The sequence below is a fragment of the Aminicella lysinilytica genome, assembly GCF_004362975.1.
Lineage (GTDB): Bacteria > Bacillota > Clostridia > Peptostreptococcales > Anaerovoracaceae > Aminicella > Aminicella lysinilytica.
The window spans coordinates 1-6,275 of sequence record NZ_SNXO01000064.1 but is presented as its reverse complement, the minus strand read 5'-3'; the positions used below and the strand labels follow the sequence as shown (position 1 = coordinate 6,275).

General features: G+C 48.1%; 6 protein-coding genes. 1 reads left to right on the top strand and 5 read right to left on the bottom strand.

The genetic code is table 11. From position 1 onward, the window contains the following. Nucleotides 1–157: 157 nt before the first annotated feature. From EV211_RS10305 to EV211_RS10295, 3 genes are all read right to left on the bottom strand, one after another. Nucleotides 158–1,960 (bottom strand): putative bifunctional diguanylate cyclase/phosphodiesterase, encoded by a 1,803-nt coding sequence (locus EV211_RS10305; protein ID WP_133529350.1) that lies wholly within the window; start codon nucleotides 1,958–1,960, stop codon nucleotides 158–160. 3 nt (nucleotides 1,961–1,963) lie between these two features. After that, nucleotides 1,964–2,245, bottom strand: a complete 282-nt coding sequence (locus EV211_RS10300) for a response regulator (protein ID WP_166635447.1) — start codon at nucleotides 2,243–2,245, stop codon at nucleotides 1,964–1,966. Nucleotides 2,246–2,407: 162 nt separating this feature from the next. Next, nucleotides 2,408–4,081 (bottom strand): putative manganese-dependent inorganic diphosphatase, encoded by a 1,674-nt coding sequence (locus EV211_RS10295; protein WP_133529348.1) that lies wholly within the window; start codon nucleotides 4,079–4,081, stop codon nucleotides 2,408–2,410. 172 nt (nucleotides 4,082–4,253) lie between these two features. Between EV211_RS10295 and EV211_RS10290 the strand changes: the two genes are divergently transcribed. After that, entirely contained in the window at nucleotides 4,254–5,534 is a 1,281-nt protein-coding gene (locus tag EV211_RS10290) for a glycerate kinase family protein (protein WP_166635446.1), read from the top strand. Here the strand turns inward: EV211_RS10290 and EV211_RS10285 are convergent. Next, a complete protein-coding gene (locus EV211_RS10285) occupies nucleotides 5,531–5,932 on the bottom strand; it encodes a hypothetical protein (protein ID WP_133529346.1) in 402 nt (133 codons plus the stop codon). The two genes, EV211_RS10290 and EV211_RS10285, sit on opposite strands and share 4 nt — an antisense overlap. A gap of 31 nt (nucleotides 5,933–5,963) precedes the next feature. Continuing rightward, nucleotides 5,964–6,149: a hypothetical protein gene (locus EV211_RS10280; RefSeq protein ID WP_133529345.1), complete on the bottom strand. Its 186-nt coding sequence runs from the start codon at nucleotides 6,147–6,149 to the stop codon at nucleotides 5,964–5,966. Nucleotides 6,150–6,275 lie beyond the last annotated feature (126 nt).

The window sequence follows — 6,275 nt, the reverse complement described above, 5'->3', positions numbered from 1 at the left end:
TTTTGCCTAAAACTCAAGTTATTGACTCCACCCGCATAGCAGGTGGATTTTGATTCCTCGCCTTTCGGCTCGGAATTGGCCGCTAAAGCTACATTTCAAAACCCACCGGCACTTTCGCCGATGGGTTTACTAAACTATTATATGTGTCATTACACAATTATACATCGTAGAACATACAGAAAATTATGCTTGACGCCTCATTTTTCCCCCAGTACTTCATGTACATCTTGATTTTATGGAGTTTGCCATCCTGAGCGATCCTGTTATATATGCAATATTTCTCTCCCTTAGAATCAGCTACCTCCTTGATGGCGTCAGCAACTATTTTAGTGTCCTCTTCACTGATATCGCTTCCGATCTTGCCATACATGCCTTCGTTCAAGGCTCCGCCATAACCGAAGCACTCATTGAATTTTTCATTTACTCTAAGGGCCTTGAAGTCGTTGCCTTCATATTCATAGATAGCAACCGGATCTACGATGCTGTTAAACAGCAGGTTTATAGTGCCGTCTGTAGACCAGAGAGCACGGGACATTTCTCTGTGATTTTCCGAAATAGATTCCACAGGGGTCTGTCTGACGCCATTGATCAGATCTTCGTATTCATTTTGCGGCATAGGTCTGGCATAATAGAAGCCCTGAACATAGCCGCAGCCGATGCTCTTAAGGAAATCTACCTGCTCGGCAGTCTCTACTCCCTCCATTACTACAGGAAGCTCCAGCCAGCCTGCCATACGGATTATGGACGCAAGTATGCACTCGCTGCGCCTTTGATTTTCTACGCCCGACATGAAATTGATGTCGATCTTAAGCACGTCCACCGGGATGTTTTTCAAAGTATTGAGTGATGAATATCCGCTGCCGAAGTCATCCATGAGTATCATGAACCCCTTCTCCTGCAGTTCCATTACGGTCTTCTCCATAACTCCCGGGCTGTCCATGTATGCGCTCTCGGTGATTTCCAGATTCAGAAGCTCCGGAGGTATATCATATTTCTTTACCAGATCTTCCAGTATACTCACCAGATTAGGATTATACATGTTTACTCGCGAAACATTGACAGAAACAGGTATTGATTCGTGGCCCTCATCCATTCTCTTCCTGAGCCACTGGCACACCTTATCCCACATATAGTAATCGACTTTTCCAATAAAGCCGTTCTTTTCAAATACCGGAATAAATGCTCCAGGCATTATCATTCCCTTGGTCGGATGTTTCCACCTTATGAGAGCTTCTGCTCCATATGGCAGCTCATTTCTGAGGTTGTATTTCGGCTGATAATAAACGACGAACTGATTCTCGTCCAGAGCAGTCTGCATCTCATTGACGATTTCCTGCTCCCTTTCTATCTTCTCGCTGAGTTCAGGCTTGTAGTAATACATGGTGACCATGTACTTGCCCTTGCATTCCTTGGCTGCCAGTGTCGCGCGCTCATACATGGTCTGGATATCCAAATCATGATCGCGAATGACATATATGCCGAAGGATGGTTCGATAAGATAGTTTTTATTGTAGGCTTCTAAAATATTACAGGCATTGTCAACATATTCGGTTATGCCGGCCTCGTCAAAAGGTACGCACAGGCAAAATACGTCCGCGCTGATCCTGCCCATGGTGCATGGCTGAACTTCTTTGCCGACTCTCTGTATATATCCCGCGATGAATTTCAGGAAGCGGTCGCCTTCGCTTTCACCCCAGAATGAATTAAGCAGATGAAATCTGTCTATATCAAAACGTACCAGGGCGAAGACCTGATCCCTGTTGGATTCTATAAGTAATCTTGTTTCTTCAAAGAATTTGTTACGATTGTAAAGACCGGTAAGCGGGTCGTGCTCATGCACGTAATTGACCTCACTTATCATATAATACTGACTGCGGACAATAACATTATTCAATCGCATCATCAGTATTCTTGGTATATAAGGCTTGGTGACGAAGTCCCAGGCACCTAAATTAAGCACCTTCTACTCAGTATCATCATCCTTCTCCCCGGTCACCATTATAACAGGCAACGAGGAAAACTCGGATTTCTTCAGTTTTCTGAGGAAGGTGTAACCATCCATAACAGGCATGATGATATCAACCAGGATAGCAGCAATATCTTTGTGCTGTCTCAGTTTCTCAAAGGCGTCTTTGCCATTCTCCGCCTCGACTACATTGTATTCTTTCTTCAGAATGCCCTGTAACAGCAACCTGTTGATTTCCTGATCTTCTATGATCAAAACCGTCAGTTTACCTTTATTCATCGACATACCCCACGCCGGAGCCTTTCAACTCTGGTTCTATCACACATGTACAATAAAACAATCACATAGTATAATTATAACCTAAAATTCATTTATTGCAACCCCCCCCCCGAGATTTTAGGCAATTTCAAGGGTTACAAACTTTTTTCAAATATTCTGTAATTATACAGTCGCCTTCTTTTCCTGTAACGTCCTGATAATATTAGGAACAAGCTGCTTCTTCCGCGACATGACTCCCGTAAGCAAAATCATATTGTCATCGTCCTCTTCCACCTTTGCCGCCGGCCCGAAGGCATCCAGTATTATCTGTCTGGCTCCGTCACCTGCGCATATGATTCCCGAAACCTCGCTCAACACGTTAGTCAGCATGAAATACATCATATCAGTACCCGTTTCCTTCATAGCCTCAGGCAAGTACGAAATCATCCGCTTCTCCAGATCCCTGAGTTCTGTTTTGTTCATGGATACTATCTGACCTACGCCGAAGAATACATCGCCTGCATTGAACCTTTTAAAGTCAGAATAGAATATGTCTTCCAGAGGCTTTCCCTCCAGATCCCCCGCGGCCGAGAAAAGCTGCTCGCTGTATTTTTCAACATCGATACCCGCCATAGGCGCCAGCTCAGCCACGGCGGCTTTGTCTTCCGGCGTGCTTGTAGGCGACCTGAACATAAGGGTGTCAGAAATTATAGCGCTGCAGAGAAGACCTGCGATCTGCTTATCCGGCGTCACGCCTTCTTCTTTATACATTTCATATATAATGGTCGAAGTGCAGCCCAGCGGCTGGTTCCGGAAGAACACCGGCGCCATGGTCTCCACGGCTCCGATACGGTGATGGTCTATGATCTCCAGTATCTCCGCGTGCTCTATGCCTTCTACACACTGGTTCCGCTCATTATGATCCACCAGGATGACCTTCTTGCCCTTGGCACCCAGCAGGTTACGACGTGATATCATGCCTATGTATCTGCCATCTTCACCAAGGATAGGGAAATCCCTGTATCTCTTGGAACCCATCACATCGCTGATATCATCCAGATAATCGTCGTCATCGAATACAGTCAGATTGTGTCTCTTCATGAAATATCCGATTGACAGGCTCTGACCAATGAGACTGGTTACCATGTAGGTATCATAAGGCGTGGCAATAATGCGGCAGCCCTTGCTCTCAGCCATTTTAATTATAGTGGCCGGCACCCTGGCTCCCAGGCAGACAACCACGCAGCCGGCATCGGCCTCAATAGCGCAGAGCTGCGACTCATACCTGTTGCCTACTATTACTATGTCGCCTTTGTCTATATATGACTCCATCATTTCCGGATTGGCGGCTCCGATAAGGACTTTGCCCTCGTCGAAAACGTCTTTCGGATCTCCAACCAGCATCTCGCCGTTGATAGTGTCCAGAATATTGCTGTATATGGTCTTGCCCTTTGACAAAACGGTATTATCGTACACATCCATAATGTTATGGGCTATGTCGGATACCGTGATCAATCCCTCCAGACTGCCCTCTTTAGTCACGATAGGTATAGTTACGATGTCGTTGTCCTGCATCATCTTCCATGCCTTGCGAATAGACGTGCACCGGCTGACGCCCTTGGTTTTCCTGATTTCGATATCCCTGACCTGAGTGGTTATGTTCTCCATGAGGGCAGGCGCTGAGGCACCGAAATGGTCCAGCACGAATTCCGTCTCAGTGTTGACATCTCCGGCCCTGACCGGTATATATTCGGCGTCTCCGATAATATTCTTCAAATTCGCGTAGCATATGGCCGAACATATGGAATCCGTATCCGGGTTCCTGTGGCCGATTATATAGACCTTATCTTTTTCCATTCTTTACTCCTTTACCTTGTGAATATATAATATCATAAATATTCACAGTTTTACATACCAATTTTTGTATTGTAACCATAATATTTATAAGCGCATGGTATGTTCCATGGGGCGGTTTCCTATTGCTCCGGCCTCGCCCTCGTGGTATGATGATTTCAAATGGAGGTTCATCATGAAGATAGTAATCGCACCGGACTCATTCAAAGGCACTCTCTCCGCGGCGCAGGTCTGCGACATCGTTGCGGAGGCCGCATTATCAGCGGATCCGTCTACAGAGGTGGTCAGGCTTCCTATGGCCGACGGCGGCGAAGGCACTGTGGATTGCCTGCTCTCCGTCTTAATGGGCAAAAGGCAGTCTGTCCATGTTCAAGGCCCCCTTGTACTGCCCGGCCCAGTCTCGACAGTGGATGCCAGCTACGGCATTTTCGACGGCAACAAAGCTGTCATGGAAATAGCTTCGGCCTCGGGCTTTCATCTGGTGAACAAAAATATGCGTGATATTATGCATTCTAACACTTACGGTACCGGGCAGATGTTTATGGACGCCGTCTCCCGCGGCTGCCGTACTGTTTATATGGGTATAGGCGGAAGCGCCACCAACGACGGCGGCCTCGGCTTCGCCGCCGCCCTTGGGGCGCGTTTCCTGGACCGGACCGGCCGTGAACTGGCGCCGGTCCCGTCCAATCTTATGCGGATAGAGGGTGTGGACCTGTCGGACCTTGACGGCCGCATAGCCGGTCTGGCCGACAACCCAGGCGTCCGAGCCGCAGGCTCCGGCGCCGGCCCCGATGCCGATACGGCTAAACTTGATGCCGATCCGAATTCTGAAGGATCGGCCGGCGCCTCCGGCGCCGGCCCAGTCCGCCTTATTGTCATGAGCGATGTGACTAATCCCCTTCTCGGTTCCAATGGCTGCGCCCATGTCTTCGCCATGCAGAAAGGCGCTACCTCGCCCGAAATCGAAGAGCTGGAAAGAGGAATGTACCACTTCAGCAAAGTCATTAAACGCGAGACCGGCCGTGATATGTCCGCAACGCCGGGAGCCGGAGCGGCCGGAGGTCTGGGCTACGGTCTGCTGACCTTCGCGGGGGCTGAGATCCGCTCCGGCGTCGATGCAGTAATGGACATGGTCGGATTCAAAGAGAAAGCAGCCGGTGCCGACCTTGTCGTCACCGGCGAAGGCCGCATGGATGCCCAGTCCGCCCAGGGCAAAGTCGCCAGCGGCGTTTCCCGCGCCTGCCGCTTAGCCGGTGTGCCTTGCATTGCCATAGTCGGCGACCTAGGCGAAGGCTATGAATCCATGTACGACCTGGGCCTGAACCGCATCATCAAGACAAGAAAAAACTCCATGACCGTAGAATACGCCATGGAGCACGCAGCAGAACTTTTGCGCGAGACCGCCGAAGATTATTTTGTGCATGGACCTATAGAAATGCCAACTACCGCCAATTAGCCAGCGACCAGCACATGTATGGCCAGACAGATAAGACTCGCGAATGTAAATACCCGATGAGCCAGCAGCACGCCGTTGCGGCGTTTGACGCTCAGGGCTATACCCGTCACTCCTGACAATACTATGACGGCCACTGCGACTATGCCCGTAATAGACAGCGTATCATATACCAACTGCAATGCCATATGACCCACCGCAAAAGTCACCGCCACAGTTCCAACGAGTCTGTGGTATTTTACTATGATCTTCATAAGCAGCTGGTACAGCGCCCTTATTCCCGATTCTTTCGGAAGTTTGACGATCCACGTCTTGAATATCCATTTGACGAAGTAGTTGAGTAGAGCAATTACCCAGCAGACACATATGACCCAACCAATAAATCCAGCAAAATCTTCCATAATACTTCTCCGATCTTAACCGCATCATTTGTTAGTCGACGGTTACTTGTTTGTTACGATTATAATCATAGTCATTTCTTTTGGCAAGAACTATTTTTTCTGCTATCAGAATCCGGTCTCTGCCTGACCCGTCTTTTCTTTGGTTGAATCCGGTCTCTGCCTGACCTGTCTTTTCTTTGGTTGAATCCGGTCTCTGCCTGACCTGTGCAAGAATCACTGATTTTTTTGCTACGATGTGGCGCATCAAAGATAGTGGACATATAATGGTGTAAATTCATTAAATAAAAAAAATGAGCACATAGCTCTAATTTCAGTTAAAATGTAATTGGACAAAAACAACTTG

Bases quoted from the DNA above. Each gene is read 5' to 3' on its own strand.
- EV211_RS10285 (WP_133529346.1), bottom strand. From the start codon at position 5,932: ATGGAAGATTTTGCTGGATTTATTGGTTGGGTCATATGTGTCTGCTGG.
- EV211_RS10295 (WP_133529348.1), bottom strand. From the start codon at position 4,081: ATGGAAAAAGATAAGGTCTATATAATCGGCCACAGGAACCCGGATACG.
- EV211_RS10300 (WP_166635447.1), bottom strand. From the start codon at position 2,245: ATGAATAAAGGTAAACTGACGGTTTTGATCATAGAAGATCAGGAAATC.
- EV211_RS10290 (WP_166635446.1), top strand. From the start codon at position 4,254: ATGAAGATAGTAATCGCACCGGACTCATTCAAAGGCACTCTCTCCGCG.